Source organism: Bacteroidota bacterium (assembly GCA_016718825.1).
In the GTDB taxonomy this organism is placed as follows: Bacteria; Bacteroidota; Bacteroidia; order J057; family JADKCL01; genus JADKCL01.
Window position 1 is genome coordinate 178,982 of sequence record JADKCL010000073.1, and the last position, 16,354, is coordinate 195,335.

The 16,354-nt window shown below is 51.5% G+C and carries 16 protein-coding genes; 8 read left to right on the forward strand and 8 right to left on the reverse strand.

All coding sequences use genetic code 11. From position 1 onward, the window contains the following. Positions 1-6 precede the first annotated feature (6 nt). The 4 genes from rsmG to nuoB all read left to right on the forward strand — a co-directional run bounded on the left by rsmG (position 7) and on the right by nuoB (position 2,153). The gene (gene rsmG / locus IPN95_32440; protein ID MBK9454025.1) at positions 7-681 is read left to right on the forward strand and encodes a 16S rRNA (guanine(527)-N(7))-methyltransferase RsmG; all 675 of its coding nucleotides are present in this window, start codon (positions 7-9) and stop codon (positions 679-681) included. A gap of 72 nt (positions 682-753) precedes the next feature. Then, positions 754-1,167 carry an NADH-quinone oxidoreductase subunit A gene (locus IPN95_32445; GenBank protein MBK9454026.1) on the forward strand — a complete coding sequence of 138 codons (414 nt, stop codon included), beginning with the start codon at positions 754-756 and terminating at the stop codon, positions 1,165-1,167. Beyond that, a complete protein-coding gene (locus tag IPN95_32450; protein MBK9454027.1) occupies positions 1,158-1,667 on the forward strand; it encodes a DinB family protein in 510 nt (169 codons plus the stop codon). Before IPN95_32445 ends, IPN95_32450 begins: the two co-directional genes overlap by 10 nt. A 3-nt stretch (positions 1,668-1,670) precedes the next feature. Then, positions 1,671-2,153, forward strand: a complete 483-nt coding sequence (nuoB, locus tag IPN95_32455) for an NADH-quinone oxidoreductase subunit NuoB (protein ID MBK9454028.1) — start codon at positions 1,671-1,673, stop codon at positions 2,151-2,153. A gap of 232 nt (positions 2,154-2,385) precedes the next feature. Here nuoB and IPN95_32460 read toward each other — a convergent pair whose 3' ends face one another. From IPN95_32460 to IPN95_32480, 5 genes are all read right to left on the reverse strand, one after another. Then, the gene (locus IPN95_32460; GenBank protein MBK9454029.1) at positions 2,386-4,488 is read right to left on the reverse strand and encodes a PKD domain-containing protein; all 2,103 of its coding nucleotides are present in this window, start codon (positions 4,486-4,488) and stop codon (positions 2,386-2,388) included. A 72-nt stretch (positions 4,489-4,560) separates the two neighbouring features. Further along, positions 4,561-6,663: a PKD domain-containing protein gene (locus IPN95_32465; protein MBK9454030.1), complete on the reverse strand. Its 2,103-nt coding sequence runs from the start codon at positions 6,661-6,663 to the stop codon at positions 4,561-4,563. 82 nt (positions 6,664-6,745) lie between these two features. Beyond that, positions 6,746-7,318 carry a TetR/AcrR family transcriptional regulator gene (locus IPN95_32470; protein MBK9454031.1) on the reverse strand — a complete coding sequence of 191 codons (573 nt, stop codon included), beginning with the start codon at positions 7,316-7,318 and terminating at the stop codon, positions 6,746-6,748. 130 nt (positions 7,319-7,448) lie between these two features. Next, a complete protein-coding gene (locus tag IPN95_32475; protein MBK9454032.1) occupies positions 7,449-8,432 on the reverse strand; it encodes a pyruvate dehydrogenase complex E1 component subunit beta in 984 nt (327 codons plus the stop codon). Between the two features lie 56 nt (positions 8,433-8,488). Beyond that, complete coding sequence (locus tag IPN95_32480; protein MBK9454033.1) at positions 8,489-9,010, reverse strand: SDR family NAD(P)-dependent oxidoreductase; 522 nt, start codon at positions 9,008-9,010, stop codon at positions 8,489-8,491. A 425-nt stretch (positions 9,011-9,435) separates the two neighbouring features. On the opposite strand from IPN95_32480, the gene IPN95_32485 reads away from it, so the two are divergent. Further along, positions 9,436-10,119, forward strand: a complete 684-nt coding sequence (locus tag IPN95_32485; protein MBK9454034.1) for a Bax inhibitor-1/YccA family protein — start codon at positions 9,436-9,438, stop codon at positions 10,117-10,119. A 304-nt stretch (positions 10,120-10,423) separates the two neighbouring features. Here the strand turns inward: IPN95_32485 and IPN95_32490 are convergent, their stop codons facing one another. Together IPN95_32490 and IPN95_32495 are read right to left on the reverse strand one after the other, a co-directional pair. Next, the gene (locus IPN95_32490) at positions 10,424-11,185 is read right to left on the reverse strand and encodes an MBL fold metallo-hydrolase (GenBank protein ID MBK9454035.1); all 762 of its coding nucleotides are present in this window, start codon (positions 11,183-11,185) and stop codon (positions 10,424-10,426) included. Then, positions 11,182-11,451, reverse strand: coding sequence for a hypothetical protein (locus IPN95_32495; protein ID MBK9454036.1), 270 nt, complete (start codon positions 11,449-11,451; stop codon positions 11,182-11,184). Before IPN95_32495 ends, IPN95_32490 begins: the two co-directional genes overlap by 4 nt. A gap of 157 nt (positions 11,452-11,608) precedes the next feature. On the opposite strand from IPN95_32495, the gene IPN95_32500 reads away from it, so the two are divergent. The 3 genes from IPN95_32500 (at position 11,609) to IPN95_32510 (ending at position 15,410) form a co-directional block, all read left to right on the forward strand. Then, on the forward strand, positions 11,609-12,346 hold the full coding sequence (locus IPN95_32500) for a penicillin-insensitive murein endopeptidase (GenBank protein ID MBK9454037.1): 738 nt from the start codon (positions 11,609-11,611) through the stop codon (positions 12,344-12,346). Between the two features lie 230 nt (positions 12,347-12,576). Beyond that, a complete protein-coding gene (locus IPN95_32505) occupies positions 12,577-12,846 on the forward strand; it encodes a hypothetical protein (GenBank protein ID MBK9454038.1) in 270 nt (89 codons plus the stop codon). 140 nt (positions 12,847-12,986) lie between these two features. Then, positions 12,987-15,410, forward strand: coding sequence for a transketolase (locus IPN95_32510; GenBank protein MBK9454039.1), 2,424 nt, complete (start codon positions 12,987-12,989; stop codon positions 15,408-15,410). Positions 15,411-15,577: 167 nt separating this feature from the next. Here the strand turns inward: IPN95_32510 and IPN95_32515 are convergent, their stop codons facing one another. After that, positions 15,578-16,339, reverse strand: a complete 762-nt coding sequence (locus tag IPN95_32515; GenBank protein MBK9454040.1) for a hypothetical protein — start codon at positions 16,337-16,339, stop codon at positions 15,578-15,580. Between the last annotated feature and the right edge of the window lie 15 nt (positions 16,340-16,354).

Below are 16,354 nucleotides of genomic sequence, written 5' to 3' on the forward strand. Positions count from 1 at the left end.
CGTGCCATGACCAACGTGCCAACATCGGTGCCAAAATTTGAAGGCCTGCTTTCATTGCTCGGCAAATACTTCCCTGCCGCCCTCTCCGAGGGCCAAATCGATCAGTTCAGGCTGGCGTTTGAAGGCTATGTAGAATGGAATGCAAAGATCAATGTGATCAGTCGGAAGGACATGGAGAACCTCGCGGAGCGCCATTTCCTTCACAGCCTCGCCATTGCTAAATCGATTCAATTCAAATCGGGTACCAAAGTGCTGGATGTCGGTACAGGTGGTGGCTTTCCGGGTATTCCATTGGCCATTTTCTTTCCCGAAAGCCATTTTCACCTCGTTGATTCGCGCCAAAAAAAAATCCAGGTGGTAGAGGCCATCGTGGAGATCACTGGCCTAAAGAATGTACACCACACTGTACAACGCGTCGAGGAAATGAACACACAGTACGATTTTGTAGTAAGCCGTGCAGTGGCCTCCCTTGATCAGTTCATCCCTTGGGTGCGCCGGCGCATACATTGTCGGCAGCAAAACGAACTGACAAATGGCATTCTCTACCTGCGTGGCGAAGGTGTGGAAGCAGAACTCAAAGGTGTCCAATTTGCAAAATCACCTTCGGTTACCCAGCTCAGCAGCATGTTTGACGAAGAATTCTTTGAAACCAAGGTCCTCGTTCATTTGGGAATGTGTTAAAGGGGAGTGCTTCTCAGTTGTCTATTGTCAATTGTTTTTCTATACTTGCAGTGCTAAATAAAGCTAGACGGTATGGGCGATAAGCTTACTGATTTCGGGCCAATTGGCCAATATATTCCACTTTTCATCTTGGGGGTGATTGCCATCGTCCTCGGTTTGTTGTTGGCAAATCTCTCCAAATTGATGGGACCTTTCCGTCCCAACAAGGTCAAAGAGTCTGTCTACGAATCTGGAATGGATCCTGTCGGTACTGCCCACGACCGATTCTCCGTGAAATTTTACATGGTTGCCATGTTGTTCATCCTCTTTGACATCGAGGTGGTCTTCATGTATCCTTGGGCGGTCAATTTCACGCAATTGGCAGCAATGGACAAATTACAAGGTGGATCAGGGATCTTTCCCTTGTTGGAAATGTTTGTCTTTGTGGTGATCCTTTTTGTGGGCTATATCTACGTCTGGAAAAAAGACGGTCTCGAATGGGACTAGGTCATCAAGCAGGTTCAGAGGCTTGGGCACGCGAGTTGATCGAATTTCAGGCTTGGCGTCGCGAAAAAGTCAGTGAATTGTTGCGCGAAGTCGATGAAAAGGTTTTCACGGAACAATTGCACGGTAGTTTTGGTTCTTTGTACATTATTTTGAATCATCTGGTTTGGGCCGAAAAGGTATGGTTAGGGCGCGTAGACCGCGACACCGTCGCCACCATGAAGCCCTCCAATGTAGCGGGTCTCTTGGAAATGTGGGCCGAGGTAAACGGGAAATGGAGCAGTTTGATCCATGAGATGAATACCGAGGATATTTCCAGGGAAATCGAATACTTCACCTCCACAGGAGACCGGTTTACCAACTCCGTTTTGGAAATCGTGATCCACATGGTCGACCACTCGACCTACCACGTGGGGCAAATGATGAACGCGATCAGAGGGTTTGGAATGGAACCCGTTTCTACGAATTACATCCATTATTTGAGGGCAAAAGCCACAGAATAGAATATGGGAATCGAAAAAGCGCTTGCAAAGCAAGGATTTCTCCTCACCACGGTCGATGCCGTGACCAACTGGGGCCGCACCAATGCCCTCTGGCCCATGCCGATGGGCTTGGCCTGTTGCGCCATCGAAATGATGTCGTTTGCGGGTCCACGCTATGACGTTTCGCGCTTCGGGAGCGAGGTGTTTCGTTTTTCACCCCGCCAAGCCGACGTGATGATCGTCGCCGGATGGTGTACGTACAAGATGGCCCACGCCGTCAAGCGGATTTGGGACCAAATGCCGGATCCAAAATGGTGCATCGCCATGGGCGCCTGCGCCTCTACAGGCGGCATGCACCGCGTGTATGGCGTAACGCAGGGCGTCGACACCTTCCTTCCAGTGGACATTTATATCCCCGGTTGTCCACCACGCCCTGAGACGGTCGTGCATGCCTTGATGACCCTCCAAGAGCGGATCAAAAAAGAACACTCCGTCCTACAAGACTGATCGGTCTTGCGACACAATCATAAAAAATCCGCCCATCGTGGCGGATTTTTCTTTTTAGGGCCTGCAACGATAGCCTTGCGATACTGCCACAATCTCGCAGCGTATGAAAATCCGCATTCAACGTCAACCCTCCAAAACCAGATTTCGAGCCGCAAACAGCTCCCCCATCAACGCCGAAAGGCAACCCAAGAAGGATTGCCTTTCGACCGAACACTGACCGTGGCCAGTATAATTAATTCATTTTGATCAACTTGCGCGTGATACTACCGCTGTTGCTTTCTCCTTTGAGGAAATAGACGCCAGCAGGCAAATCCCTGAAATTGGATCCGGCAAATGGCAACTGATGATAGCCTGGAGCCTGACGACCGGCATCATAGTTGAAAACGGCCCTTCCGGAAACATCCGTCATCGTAAATGAGATCGCTTCCGACTTTGCCAAGGCAAAGGAAATCCTCAGATCGTCGTGGAATGGATTTGGACCAACTTTGAAATCCCAAACGGGTACCGTTGGGTCATCAGCAGCAACCAAAGTTAAGTTCATGTTGATGTTGTCGATGTACACCGTCTGTCCACCACCAGAGGTGCAATTGAATTTCACACGCAAATTGGGCTCACCCGCAAAGCTATCCAATGAAATCGTATCTGAAAGCCAATGCGTAGCAAGGGAGGGTACCCATTCTACGGTAGTTGCGGAGCCAGCCACGGTAGCCAAGTACGGGCCTGACTTGCTGTAGACTTGCGTCCAAGTAGCTCCACAGTCGGTCGAAACATCTACGGAGAGTCCGTCACTGACCAATCCACTAAACTTCTTGTAGCTCCGATCAAATGTCATATATCCCGAAAGCGCATTTTGCAGGGAAAACGGCGTCGAGTGCAAGGACATCGTTTGGCCTTCGTTACGCGCTCCATAGTTCCTTACCCTCATCGAATTCTGTCCTTCGGAACGTGCCGTTGTGGTGAGTGACCAAGTCACAGCGCCATGGTCGTCGGTGATGTGCCAGCCTTGCGGCAGGGACAAAATACCCTCAAATCCTTGCACGAGCGGGGAAGTGCTCGGGGTGACGACGTGCATGTATTGTGTTTTGGACTCCGTCGCATTTCCGACACCATTGGTTGTGACCAAAGTGACGTCATAGTCGCCGGCTGCACTGTAAGTCACGATCGGATTTTGCAAAGTGGAAGTAGCAGGATTTCCGCCAGGAAATGTCCAGCTCCAACTTGTAGGCGTATGCAAGGACAAATCCGTGAACTGCACGGGGACACCTGCGCAAACTCTATCATTTTCAGCCATAAAATCTGGTGCAGGCGTACAACCAGCAGAAACCGTTCCGTCGCAACCGGTAGCGGTCAAGTTTGCAGGTGACCAAAGTACGGAGCGCTGATTGTTGGTATAAAAATCCATGCGATCCTTTTGACCTTGGGTAAACATATTTTGGCATATTCCATCGGAGTAGTCCATGTAGTTCTCGATCTGATCAAAATTATCAACCGGTGTATCGGTGCAGCTGTTGAGGTTTGGACATCCAAAGTTGGGGTCAGCGGCTTGTGGGGTATCACAAACACGGTCGCCCTGAGCAGCACAAGTGTTTGCAGAGGCGCCTTGACAGCCATTTTGAAAGGTGTGGAATAAACCAAACCAGTGACCTGCCTCGTGCGTTGTGGTACGCCCTTGATATGTGGGCTCGCTACGACCCAAGAAATCAGCATGTATCACGACGCCGTCAAGGTTTGGGAAAACGGTCAGATTATAGGGGAAGGTCGCATAACCAATGATTTGGCCCGTTGTCGTCGAAGTTTCAATGCTGCAAGGCACCCAAATGTTGAAATACTTCTGTGGCGGCCACTGAATAAGCCCTTTCATTTGTGCTTCATCGGCCTTGTCATGGTAACACCACTGCGGGGCGACGACATGGTTAAAGCCGGTTGTAGGACAGCCATAAGGGTCGATGGTGGCAAGGCAGAATTCATATTCGGTATCGACCCCATTGCCAAATCCTGCAGTTCCGGCCATCTTACGAAAATCCTCATTGAGGACCTCGATTTGGCTCAATGCATCTGCCTCGCTGACACACTCAATATCAGAGCACTGGATGAAGTGAAACACGACAGGAATTTTACGTACGCCACCTGTGACACCTTCAATTCTTGGCTGGCTCACAAACTCCTGGTAAGCAGCTTCATTCAACTCCATGGCCTGTCTATAGGCTGGGTTTTGAAGCATTTGTTCGTGGAGTTCATCGGTGCCGCAGGTCTTCTGCTGCGCCAATGTCGATCCATACATCCCGGTAAGCAAACAGCAAATCGCGAGTAGTCTTAATCCCAAGGTATTTTTCATTTTTTCTTCAATCACCAAGTTTTCCCAAAAATACGCAAAATATTCAAAATGCCCTTTCCTGCGGGATAGGGGTCAATTGACTTTGACAAGCTTGACCGTGGTGGCTCCACTCCCGTCAACCAACCGTAAAAAATACAATCCCGCCGGCATTTCCCCCCAAATCGAGGTAGGGATTTCAATCAAATTGATTCCAGCAACCATTGGCAGCAATTCACTGCGATAGAACTCCGCTCCTTGAATATTGGTCAAAATGGCCTCCATTTTACCGCCAACAGTCCTTTCAATCTGGATCGACGGCACAAGCTGGGAGGGATTGGGGATTACCCGAATGCTGTTTTGCCCCTGCAACGGCGCATTGGCATTGACCAGCATGGAGATGTTGAGGTTATCCAGGTAAATATCCTGTCCATTGCCGCCGATGCTTCTGAATTTGAACCGCACTTCGTTGAATGTGCTGAATGCAGCCAAATCCACGGTATCGGTGCGCCACTGCGTGGCTGTCGGCACAAATGGGGCATTGGACTGAAATCCGCCAACGGTTGCGAGGCCAAAGCTTGTTTTTGCCCACACTTTCTGCCAAGTCAACCCACAATCCGGAGAAACCCACAATTGCAATGAATCAATGTTAAAACCACCGCGGCGCTTGTAGGCATAATCAAAAGTAAGCATCGGTGCCGCTGCCGTTGTGAGGTCATACGGCCCAGAGATCAGATCTTGCTTCATTTTCGGGGCCAATTGGGCAAAGTTGTGAACCACAACCGACCTTGAGCCCAAGCTTGATGCCAAGCCCGTACCCGACCAATGCCATTGACTTGACTCCGAAGTTTCGTACCAACCCAAAGGCAAACCTGTCGGCTGCTCAAAGTTCTCGGAAAAAGGTGCCAATGTAGACGACGAAACATAAACCGATGCCGACTGAACTAAAGAATCACCTCCGATTGCATTCGTTACGCGCAATGTCACATCATAGGTGCCCGCCTGCGTCCACGACACAATCGGATTCTGAGTGGTCGAAGTTCCGGGATTACCTCCTTGAAAAGTCCAGTTCCAAGCAGTCGCAGGTCCAGTAGAACGATCGGTAAACTGCACCGACTGCCCGGCACAGACGACGCGGGTATCTTGCTCAAAGGCCGCAAGCGGCTGACATCCAGGAGAAACCGTGCCATCGCAGCCGGTAAGCGTCAAATTGGAATCTGACCAAATCATCGACCTGTCCGAAGCAAGGTAGCCATCAATCCGGACGAGTTGTCCCATTGAAAACATTTGCATGCACAAGTCGTCGGTGTAGTCCATGTAGTTCATGGTTTGGTCGTTGAGGTCCACCGGAGACTCATTGCAGGAATTTCTGACTGCTGGGCAGCCAAAATTGGAGGCATTCGTGGGCGGAGTGTCACAAACCCTGTCCCCTTGGCTCAGGCAATTTTGTTGCGACATCCCGCTGCATCCGCCATCAAATGTATGGTAAAGACCCAGCCAATGCCCGACTTCGTGAGTACCCGTTCGGCCAAGATTGTAGGTGCCTGCAGGCGTCCCAAAACCGCGTCCGAAACTCGTGCCGGTGATCACCACCCCATCGCTCCCGGGATCAAATCCGAGCCAATCGGGAAAGGTTGCATAACCGAGAATGCCGTCTTCGATGTTGACAGGAACCCAAATATTCAAGTACCTGTGCGGATCCCATTGCACGGAACCCTTCAACAGCGCTTCATCATTCATGTTGTGAATCGCCAAAACGGGATCCACCACACGGTTGATGCCTGTAGTCGGGCAGCCATTGGGGTCGATCGTGGCGAGACAAAACCGGATGTTACAATTCGCAGCAACTGACTGGAATTCAAGCGGAATCAATGTCGTATCTGCATTGTATTTGCCAAAGTCCTCGTTCAAGACATCGATCTGGGATTGTACTCTCGCATCCGAAATCAGCGGAAGATTGGACTGCTGAATGACATGAACCACGACTGGAATGACCCGTTCGGATCCACCACCTTGCGCGCCGCGATTCACATAATCAATGTATCGGGCTTCGGAAGCGGCTTGGAGGTTTTCAAATCCGCGAAATCTTGCCGCACGGTCTGCGGTCAAACTCGTCGTTCCACAACGATCCTGCCCAAAAAGTGATGCCGGAACGATAGCAAGCAGGCCAAACAGCAATACAAAAATGGAGTTTCTCACAAATTACCTTTTGCCAAAGATAGCCAATTCGACTTGTCGTTTGAAGCCTTTGGCCGACATTTCCAAGTTTCCCGGTGAACGATTATTTGTCCTTCTTCTTTTTCTTCATGGACATTCCTCGGAGGATGGTCGACAACATGAATTCGGCCTGCGGGGCATGGACATCCGACAGACTTTTCATCACCTGCAACAGCACTGCGGAAAATTCCCTTGAAGGAGACGGAAAATCGATCTCGCCCTCAGCCCGCATTTCCTTCAATCCTGCTGTCAATTGCCGCAGCAGCACCTGACGCTCAAAGTTTTCGATCCTTTCGAATAGATGGGGCAAATGATTCGCCAAATCCGTCTTCAGAATGGTCGAAATGGACATTCGCCAAGTCTTCAAAATCTCGAAAAAGTCCTGAAGCTGACTTTTGGAATTGGCCTGTTTCTTGGATTTCGACAGTTTTTCTTCGAAGCGCGCAAACAATTGCACAAGATTTTCCTCCACCATTTCCTCCTTGGAGCTGCAATGTTTGTAAATCGTCTTCTTGCTGATTTTCAGATCCTTTGCAATCGAATCCACCGAAACGGCAAAAAACCCTTTCTGATTGAAGGCGACAAAACAGCGATCCAAAATGCGCTGTCGTGTGATGGGTGTAGGATTTTTTTCCATTGGAAGCGACTCAAGATAGGGAAGTCGGGAATGAAAATCAACAATCAACAGCGGATTTAAAGGCGCCGGAAACAAGAACTGCCCGAATTTCTCCGGGCAGCATCCTTATTTTCAACTCCTTGCGGAGGTCTTAGAGCAAATACATCGTCTGCTTGATGGCATCGATCACACGCTTGGGGTTGGGCAACCATTCGGCGATGAGGGTCGGCGCATAAGGCAACGGGGTGTCGGCAGTCGTGACACGGATCACGGGTGAATCCAGATAGTCAAATGCCAGACGCTGAATCATATACGTCAATTCGCCAGCAAATCCAGCCAATGGCCAGCTTTCTTCCAAAAAGACGCAACGATTGGTTCTTTTGACCGAATTGATGACGGTGTCATAATCGATCGGGCGCAAGCTGCGCAAGTCAATGACTTCGACGTCAATGCCTTCTGCCTGCAAAATCGTAGCAGCTTCCAAAGCCACGTGCACCATCTTGCCAAAGGTCACAAGCGTCACGTCGTTGCCGGGACGTTTGATCTCGGCGACGCCGATGGGGATCAGAAATTCGGTATCCTCGGGGACCTCGCCTTTCCAGCCATACATCTGCTCGCTTTCCATCACCAACACCGGATCATCGTCGCGGATGGCGGATTTGAGCAGGCCTTTTGCATCACGCGGGGTCGCGCAGGAAACCACTTTCAAGCCTGGGCAGTTGGCAAACCAGTTTTCAAAGGCTTGGCTGTGCGTAGCTGCCAATTGGCCTGCACTTTGGCTTGCACCACGGAAAACGATGGGCACATGAAATTGCCCGCCGCTCATTTGGTACATCTTAGCCGCATTGTTGATGATCTGATCGATTCCCACGAGGGAAAAGTTCCAGGTCATGAACTCGACGATCGGACGCAGGCCCACCATGGCGGCTCCTACACCAATACCGGCAAAGCCGAGCTCGGAAATCGGCGTGTCGATCACACGCTTCGCGCCAAACTCCTCCAACATGCCTTGGCTGACCTTGTAGGCGCCATTGTATTCAGCAACTTCCTCACCCATCAAAAAAACACGCTCATCGCGGCGCATTTCCTCGACCATGGCTGCACGGAGTGCCTCTCTGAATTGCATTTCTGCCATATTCTTCGCTTTTGAATTCGGGTCGCTAAGTTAGGGGAAATTGGGGAAGGAAAAAATCACTTGCTGTTCAAGGGACGAATCTCAATTTCCCGGATCAAATAATTGGGCGAAGTATCCAGAACATGCACGATCGAAAACGCCAATTCGTCGGGATCGAGCATCTTGTCATTGGCCACAAAGCCCGGAATCTCATCAAAAAAATGTGTCGCCGTGGATCCTGGGAATACGGTGGTGACCTTGATGCCGTCTTTCCGTAGCTCTTGAAAAAGGCAATCTGTTAGCCCCGCAACCGCAAATTTACTGGCATTGTAACCCTCTCCCTGCGGCATTCCAACCTTGCCCGCGATGCTTGAAATGTTCACGATATGGCCGCCACGCTGTTTTTTCAGTTGCGGAACAGCCGCTCGGGTCACCAAAAATGTCCCTTTGACATTCACATCCATCATTCGTTCGAACTGCGCGATGTCAAAGGATTCGATGGGGCTGAAGTAGCCAAAACCCGCATTGTTGATGAGAAAATCGATGGAGGCGACGGTTTGTAGGGTCCAATCGATGGCTGATTCGACCGAAGCTCGCATCACTGACGTCACATTTTACAAAATGGAGGTTTGCATGGCTGAAATCCGGTGAATTTTGCCCCCATCCGATGACCACCGCTCCCCGGTCCAACAACGCCAAGGCCAAGGCCCGGCCGATTCCCTTGCTGATGCCCGTGATGAGGGCTGTCTTTCCTTGAATATAGTCTTGCTTTTGCATTCGTTTTCGTTTTGTCCTCAAAATTAGCCCTCCTGCCCGATTCTTCGCCACCTTCGAATCAATTTTAACGCCGTTTGTCAATCCCATCCGAACATTTGCACCCGATTTTTCGTTTATTTTGCAGTGTTAATTCGCTAGAAAAACAATGAGTAACTTTAATCAAAATCCTTTTCAGACCAATTCAAGCATCGGCGGCATTGCCAATCAAGGCCGCAAATGGGACTATCGCGATGTGAATGCGCCGGCGATGGCCCCCGGAAAAACGGCCAACGCTTTTATCACACGCGTGTTTACGATCATGGCCTTCGGCCTCGGTATCACCGGGTTGGTGTCATGGTTGTTTGCGACCAAGTATCTGGGCACGATGCAAGATGCTGCCATATTCTTTGGCGGTCCGATGCGTTGGGTAGTGATGTTGGCGCCTTTGGCCTTTGTCTTGGTGCTTTCTTTTGGTATCCAACGGCTGAGCTATCCAGTTGCAACGGCCATTTTCATTGCGTATGCCGCAGTGATGGGGGTTTCACTTTCCTCGATCTTTTTCATTTATTCGATCGGAACGATCTTTCAGGTGTTTCTGATGGCTTCGGTCACCTTCGGATTGATGGCGCTCGTGGGTGCGACAACCAAGGTGGACTTGACCAAATTCGGATCGATTCTGATGTTTGCCTTGATCGGCTTGATCGTGGTTTCGCTTCTGAACTGGATCTTCCAATCCTCCATGTTGGACTTCATCATCAGTGGCGTGGGCGTGCTGATCTTTGCTGGTTTGACCGCATTTGATACACAGAAACTGCTCCGTATCGGTCAAAATGCAGAAGCAGGCTTGGAAAGCACCAACAAAATGGCCTTGATGGGTGCCTTGGCACTGTATCTTGACTTCGTGAACTTGTTCCTTTTCTTGCTGCGTTTGTTCGGAGGAAATCGGAACTAATTGACAGCATTGTCAGATTCGAATCGCAGGGGATGCTTCGCATTTCCTGCGATTTGCTTTTTGGGGTAACCTCAGTTCTGGATTGAATAACTCATAATCGATTGATAATCTACAGTATGCAATGTGATCATTGGGATCCGAAATGGATATTGCTGAATTCCTAGGTTTGTTGCGTCGTGTAGGGACAGGTCGCGACCTGTCCCTACACGACGCATTTGAAAACCAATTGGTTATATCCTATCGTTCGTAATTGGAAACTGTTTGAAATCCAGAACTGAGGTTAGCATAAGCTGATCGCACACAGCTAGACTTCCACACTCAACCCATCGTATGCCAGTTGAATGCCAGCCGGCAATTCCAGCGCGACTTCTTCGTGTCGGCCGAGCAAATGGCTCATATGGGTAAAGTATGTCTGGTCGGCGCCCAATTCCTGGGCCAATTCCACCGCTTGGTCCAATGTAAAATGGGACAAATGCGAGGTCCTGCGCAAAGCATTTAACACGAGGACCTTCAGGCCCTTCAACTTGGCCTTGCTCTCTTCCGAAATGAAATTGGCGTCCGTGATATAGGCGATGTCGTCCACGCGGAAACCCAGCACAGGCATGCGGTAATGCAAAACAGGAATCGGAATGAATTCAATTCCGTCGACCAAAAAGGGCTCCTCGGTGATGATATGCACGTTGACACCCGGCACGCCGGGATATTTCTCTTCCTCGAAGACATAGTAAAATTCCCGCTCGAGTCCCTTGAGCGTCATCGAATTGGCATAGATGTCAATATCGGCCTTCTGTCGGAAGTTGAAGGCCCGAATGTCGTCCATCCCGGCGATATGGTCCTTGTGTGGATGCGTAAATACGACGGCATCGAGGCGCCGAACACCTGAACGCAACATTTGCTGCCGGAAATCGGGTCCCGTGTCGATCACGAAGACCTTTCCATCGACCTCAAGCATCACCGAGGCACGCAGACGGTCGTCTTTGGGGTCGTCGGAGGTGCAAACCTCGCAATCACAGGCGATCACGGGAATGCCTTGCGAAGTGCCCGTTCCAAGGAAGGTGAGTTTCACAGCTGAATTTCGGTTTGTCTGACTTTGTGGAGGAGCTTGCGTTCGTTTTCGTCGAGTTTGGTTTCATCCACCTCGACTTGCCGCAGAATCTCGATCAGGGCGCCGACCTTGCTTTCCATCGGGAAAAACTTGTTGATCACGACGACATTCTGCTCCTCGATGATGCAATAGCCGCTTTTGAAGCTGCCTTTTTCATAGCGCACCTTGAATTCGAGCACTTTGAAGAGTGCCTCGAGCTTTTCCTGAAGTTGTTTTGTGGGTTTCACTGACCGCGACTTTGCCGAATGGCGAAGTTAGGGATTGACACGGGTGTAAACAAGGTCGGGGAATGCATTTCTATGTTCTAAACTTCGAATCAAACGCCACTTACCGGCTTAGCATACTTTAACAATCCATCCGTAAGGGAGTCCTTAGTTTTAGCGGATGAAAATTCTCTTGCTTCCATTTCCTTTGCTCTTTTCGCTCGTCGTTTTCGGTCAAAATCCCCTTCCAGCGAATGTCTTGGCCTATCAGCAAGCCCATCCGGATCCTGAGGCATCGAGCAAGGCCGTCGGAACCGTGTCGAAGGGCAGCCTGCAAAGTGGGCGGCTCTTTCCTTACCAAGGTACCAACTTCAGCTACTTTGACACGCTGAGCTATGTCAGCGGTCGCGCATGGGTGCACGAACGCGTACGGGACGCGACGCTCGCAGCCTACGCCGCGCTCGATACACTGGTTCCGGGCCGCGTTTTGGGAATGATGGAATGCTCCAATGAAAAAGGCGGCAAAATCTGGCCCCACCGCACCCACCAAAATGGCCTCAGCATCGATTTTATGATGCCCATGCGCCAAAATGGGCAAGCCTTCTACGGCCTCGACACCATCGGATTGGAGCATTACCTCCTCGAATTTGATGCCAATGCCCGCTATCTGGGCGATACGAGCATTCATGCCGACCTCGACCTTGTGGCACAACACCTGCTGCTGCTCCAACAAACCGCCAAGGCGCATCAACTCAAAATCACCAAAGTCATCCTCAAACTGGAATTCAAGGACGAACTTTTCGCCACCCCGCATGGCAAGCTCCTGAAAAACAGCGGCATCTACCTCGCCTCGGAACTCACGAGCCTGATCAACGGGCTGCACGACAACCATTATCATGTGGATTTTGGGTTGTTGTGACGGGGGGGGAATCCCTTGGAAAAGAAAAGGGGTCCCCCCGGGGCCCTGGGGGGGGCCCGAGCTGGGGCGGTGGGGGGGCGGCCCGCAGCGGCGGGCAGGGAGGGTTGTTGGGGTGGGTGGTTTTTTTTTCCACTTTCGGCCTAAGAACTTCCCCCGAGCAACAAAATCCGACCTTTCTGCGTACAGGTGGAGTTGAGGAATTGCACCTACACCTTAAGGTCCCGAGAAGCATGAAATTTTTCGAAACACTATTTGAAATTGTCGGATGGATCGGCATTGCGATTTCCCCAACGGGTATCGGTGCATTGATCGGCGCATTTTGCTATTTCGGGATGGATGCTCCTTGGGGCCTCGTGACGGCCATTGCCCTCACCACCATCGGATTCGTGGTCGGTGCCATCTTCGCTACCCGGGCTTGGAAACGCGGCGGTACAATGAACCTACTCTCCCGCGTGGACCGCATTCCAGAATTGGACGGCGACCCCGAACAACACAACTGAACTGGCAAACCCCAAAACGCACCGGTCTGCTTCGCACCGGACTCCGTCCCCTCAACCCGTCCCCGTCTTCGCCCTCGGCGCCCCTTCTTTGTTTCCCGTGTCAAAATCCCTATTTTTGCCCATCATTCTAATGAAGTAGTATGGGAAAAGTAGCCAGTCAGGAGAGCACAAAGGGAGCAATTCCATTTTCCAAGGATGTGATCCTGAACGACTTTCGGATAGCGCATCAGAGCCGCCAAGCGAGCTATCTCGGCCGCAAGGAAGTGCTCACGGGCAAGGCCAAGTTCGGCATTTTTGGCGATGGCAAGGAAATCGCACAGGTTGCCTTGGCCCATTCCTTTGCCAATGGCGACTTCCGATCCGGCTACTACCGCGACCAAACCATGGCATTTGCCCTCGGCTACAGCAATGTCAAGGAATTTTTTGCGCAACTCTATTCCGATACGGACCTCGAAAAGGAACCCGCCTCGGGTGGACGTCAAATGAATGGCCACTTTGCTACGCGTAGCCTCAACCACGACGGCACTTGGAAAAATCTCACCGAGATGGCCAATTGCAGCGCCGACGTCTCCCCTACCGGTTCACAAATGCCGCGTTTGGTGGGCTTGGCCTATGCTTCCGTGCTTTATCGCCAAGTCGCTGATCTTCAGCAATTCACCAACTTCAGCCACAACGGCAACGAAGTTGCTTGGGGCACGATCGGCAACGCAAGCGCGGCCGAAGGCATGTTTTGGGAAGCCATCAACGCCATGGGCGTGCTCAATGCTCCGGTCGTCATGTCCATCTGGGACGACGGTTACGGCATCTCCGTTCCCAACAAATTCCAGCATACCAAAGACAATGTCGGCGAATTGTTGCGTGGCTTTCAGCGGCGCGAAGGATTTGAAGGCGGCTACGAAATCTTTACCGTCCGTGCTTGGGACTATGTCGCCCTGGTCGACACCTATCAGGAAGCAGCGCGCCTCGCCCGCGAGGAGCATGTGCCGGTGATCGTGCACGTGATCGACGTGACGCAACCCCAAGGCCATTCGACCTCAGGCAGCCACGAACGCTACAAAAGCAAGGAGCGCCTCCAATGGGAGGATGATTTCGACGGCATCAAAAAAATGCGCGAATGGATGATTGCCAACGGCATCTCCACCGCTGAGGAAATGGACGCCATCGAAGCTGAAGACAAAAAACTGGTCCGCAATTGGCAAAAGGATGCTTGGAGCGACTTCTGCGCCCCGATCAAGCGCCATATTGAATACTTGGTTGGCCTGTTTGACAGCATCGCTGCTTACTCGAAGCATGCAACACGTGTTTTGGAGATCAAAAACGGGTTGACTTCGGCGATTGATCCGCTGTACCGCGACCTGATGATTGCCGCGCAAAAGGTGATTCTCGCAACCCGCGACGAAGCCGGTCCCGAACGTCAAAAGCTGCTGGAATGGAAACGCGAGCTGAATGCCCTTCAATATGAAGCATTTAGCAGCCACTTGCACAGCGAAACCCGCGAGGCCGTGCGGCACGTACCCGCCGTCGCGCCAACGTTTAGTGAAAGTTCGCCGACCTTAAGCGGCTACGAAGTCATCAACCGCTTTTTTGACATCGCCTTGGGACGTGATCCCCGGATTTTTGTCTTTGGGGAGGATGTCGGCGGCATCGGCGGGGTGAACCAAACCTTGATGGGAATGCAGGCCAAATACGGAACCTTGCGCGTCAACGATACGGGCATTCGCGAATGCACCATCATCGGTCAAGCGATCGGCATGGCGATGCGCGGATTGCGGCCCATTGCGGAAATCCAATATTTGGACTATATCCTGTATGCCCTGCAAATCCTGAGCGATGACCTCGCGACGTTGAGCTGGCGCACCAAAGGCGGCCAAAAGGCGCCGGTGATCATCACCACACGCGGGCATCGCCTCGAAGGCGTTTGGCATTCCGGTTCGCCCATGGCGGGCGTCGTGCACTTGGTACGTGGCATCCATGTCTGCGTACCGCGCAACTTTGTGCAGGCTGCCGGCATGTACAATACCTTGTTGCAGAGCGACGAACCCGGCATCATTGTAGAAGTGCTGAACGGCTACCGTCAAAAGGAGCTGATGCCGGACAACATCGGCGAATACACGATTCAATTGGGTTATCCCGAAGTGCTGCGCAAAGGCAGCGACATTACGGTGGTGACCTACGGTCCGCTTTGTCGCCTGACGATGGAAGCTGCAGAAATGCTTTCCGCTTGTGGCATCGAGATGGAATTGATCGATGTGCAGACTTTGTTGCCATTTGACTTGGAGCACAGGATCGTCGAGAGCTTGAAGAAGACGAACCGCATTTTGTTCCTGGACGAGGACGTTCCGGGTGGCATCACGAGCTATATGATGCAAGAAGTGCTGGAAAAGCAAGGCGGCTATTATTGGCTCGACAGCGAGCCGCGCACTTTGGCTGCGCAGCCCCACCGTCCAGCCTACGGCTCCGATGGCGACTACTGGAGCAAACCCAATGTCGAGGATATCTTCGAATGCGTCTATGACATGATGCACGAGGCTGATCCAGCGCGGTTCCCGATTTTCTACCGGTAGTCCCGGATTTTCAGGGCTGAATTAAGCTGCTAACCGTACTCAAATCTGATGGCATTGTCCGTTGGATGCTTGCATTTCGCTTTTTTCCATAGCCCAAAAAAACACCGTCGACCCCCCATTTCCAGGAAGGCCGACGGCTATTCTTGCAATCTTGACTACAAAACTTTTTAGTTGAAGAGCAACCCGAAACCCATCGCAAAGCGATTGAGGTAGGTTTTGGAGGTGACTTCGTGGGTCACTTCTTCAAATCCATTCCAGAAGGTCTCGTTGTACCTCGCCTTCAGCTTTTGGAAGCGGTATCCAATATTCGCGGTGATACCCACGTGCGGGCCGCAGTAGGCACGGATGCCGAAATTGGCGCCGGTCGTGATACCTCCGTAGTTCCGGATGACCGATGGGGAACCCCACCAATCATAGTACATCTGCCCTTTGTTGGCGGCGGTGTAGCCGCCCAGGATGCCGACCCATGGCGTGACATTGCCCTTGATCAGATTGTATCGCACATCAGCCGTGATGGGGAACTTGCCTCCGTATTCCACGTATTCGATGCCAAGACCAAGGCCCGTCATCAAGTGCTCATTCCACTGCCAACCATTGACGGTGTAAAGCCCCGGATTCACGTTGATGCCGTACTTGTTGCCAAACATCATCCCGACGCTCGTGATGTTGTAATAGCCCTTCGTTTTGACAGCATAGGTCTTGGGGATGCTTTTGCTCTCAGTCTCCGCGCGCGCCAATTCCGAAGCTGGGAATTCGTAGATTTTGCCTTCTTCCGTCTTGATCTTCACGTGGTCACCGGCAATATACTCGATGATCGTTCCACGGATGAAGGAGCCGTTTTTGAGCCTGATCACATCATTTTGAGCTTGGGCAACAAATCCGGCCATAAGAAGCAAAGCAAACAGTCCTAAAATTTTCGTCGTCTTCATGGAATTGGGTATTGA